At 63.8% G+C, this 1,971-nt stretch carries 2 protein-coding genes; both read left to right on the top strand.

Annotation, left to right across the window (positions count from 1 at the left end; all coding sequences use genetic code 11):
• The coding region (locus ACRESD_RS03740) for a DotU family type VI secretion system protein (protein WP_431749691.1) at nt 1-984 on the top strand (984 nt) is incomplete at its 5' end.
• Nucleotides 981-1,971, top strand: a 991-nt coding sequence (gene tssM, locus ACRESD_RS03735) for a type VI secretion system membrane subunit TssM (RefSeq protein ID WP_431749690.1), incomplete at its 3' end; no start/stop codon positions are given. The genes ACRESD_RS03740 and tssM, both read left to right, overlap by 4 nt.

The raw sequence follows: 1,971 nt of genomic DNA, 5'->3' as shown, positions 1-1,971 counted from the left end.
CGCTACGCACTGTGCACTGCCTTGGATGAAGCGGTACTGAGCACGCCGTGGGGCAGCACCAGCGATTGGGGCAAACAGAGCTTGCTGATCACTGTGCACAACGAAGCCTGGGGCGGTGAGAAAGTCTTCCAACTGCTTGACCATTGCCTACAGAGCCCACGGGAACGCCTGTATCTGCTGGAGCTGTTGTACCTGTGCATGTGCCTGGGTTTCGAGGGCCGTTACCGTGTGATGAACGATGGGCGCAGCCAGTTGGATGCATTGCGTGAGCGCACGGCGGCGGCCATTCGCAGTGCCCGTGGCGAACACGAGCGCGAGCTGTCGCCACACTGGCGCGGCGTGACCGTGGCGCGGGACCGCCTGGCGCAATTCATGCCGCCGTGGATCGCCGTGGCCATCGGCCTGGCGCTGCTGCTGGCGTTGCTGTTCGGCTTGCGCCTCAAACTGGCGTCGGACGCCGAGCCGGTGTTCAAGAATATCCATGCCCTGGGCGAGATCCCGGTGCAGGCCATCGACCGTCCGGTGGCACAACCCAAAGTCATCGAGCGCCCACGCCTGGCCGGCTTCCTGGTGGAAGACATCAAGGCTGGTCGTGTGGCGGTGGAAGATGCCGTGGACCGGTCCGTGGTGACCATTCGCGGTGACGAGCTGTTCGCCTCGGCCAGCTCCAGCATCGTCGATAACTACCAGCCGCTGATGCTGCGCATCGCCGACGCCATCCGCAAAGTCAAAGGCCAGGTGCGTGTCACCGGGCACAGCGACAACCGCCCGATTGCCACGCTGCGTTTCCCGTCCAACTGGGCGCTGTCCGAAGCGCGGGCCAAGTCGGTACTGGAGATCCTGGCAGCCAAGACCGGCCAGGCCGAGCGCTTCAGCGCCGAGGGCCGAAGCGATACCGAGCCGGTGGCCACCAATGCCACCGCCGAAGGCCGTGCCCGTAATCGTCGGGTTGAAATCACCGTATTGGCGGAGGGCGTCGAGTGAAGGCGTTTTTCAGTTTCATGATTCGCTGGGTGATCCCGGTGCTGGGCTTGATCGCCCTGAGCCTGATCATTTGGTTTGTCGGGCCGTTGCTCGATGTGTTGGTGCCGGAAGGGCGCCGTTGGGCGCTGATCATCCTGGTGTTCGCGGTGTGGATCGCCTACCGCGTGTTCCGCATCATCCAGGCGCGCCGGCAGGCTGCCGAAGTGATGCGCAGCCTGGCGGCGGAAACGCCGGTCGACCCCAACAGTGTCGCCACTGCCGAAGAACTCAGCACTTTGCGCCAGCGCATGGATGAAGCCCTGGCGCTGCTGAAAAAAGCCAAGCTCGGTGGCGATGAGCGCCGCAACCTCTACGAGTTGCCGTGGTACGTGATCATTGGCCCGCCGGGTTCGGGCAAGACCACTGCGCTGGTCAACTCTGGCCTGCATTTCCCGCTGGCGGCGCAGTTGGGTGCCGGCGCGGTACGTGGTGTCGGGGGGACGCGTAACTGTGATTGGTGGTTTACCGACCAAGCCGTGCTGCTCGATACCGCTGGCCGCTATACCACACAGGACAGCAACTCCACGGTGGATAAAGCCGCGTGGCTGGGCTTCCTCGACCTGTTGAAAAAACAACGTTCACGCCGCCCAATCGACGGTGCATTCATTGCGATCAGCCTGTCGGATCTGCTGCTCGGTACTGACGCCGAGCGCGCCGCCCACGCGGCGGCGATCCGCTTGCGTATCCAGGAGCTGTACACCCAACTGGGCGTGCGTTTCCCGATCTACCTGATGCTGACCAAACTCGATTTGGTGCCCGGCTTCATGGAGTTCTTCGACAACCTGAGCAAGGAAGAGCGCGCCCAAGTGTGGGGCATGACCTTCGCCCTGGACGACGGCAAGAACAGCGACAGCCCGCTGGCCCATCTGCAAAGCGAGTTCGCCGGCCTGGAACAGCGCCTCAACGAGCGCCTGGTGGAGCGCCTGCAACAGGAACGCGACCCGGCGC

The organism is Pseudomonas sp., from assembly GCF_050739995.1.
In the GTDB taxonomy this organism is placed as follows: Bacteria; Pseudomonadota; Gammaproteobacteria; order Pseudomonadales; family Pseudomonadaceae; genus Aquipseudomonas.
Note: the sequence above shows the minus strand (reverse complement) of the source record. Positions and strands in the feature narration are given on the sequence as shown.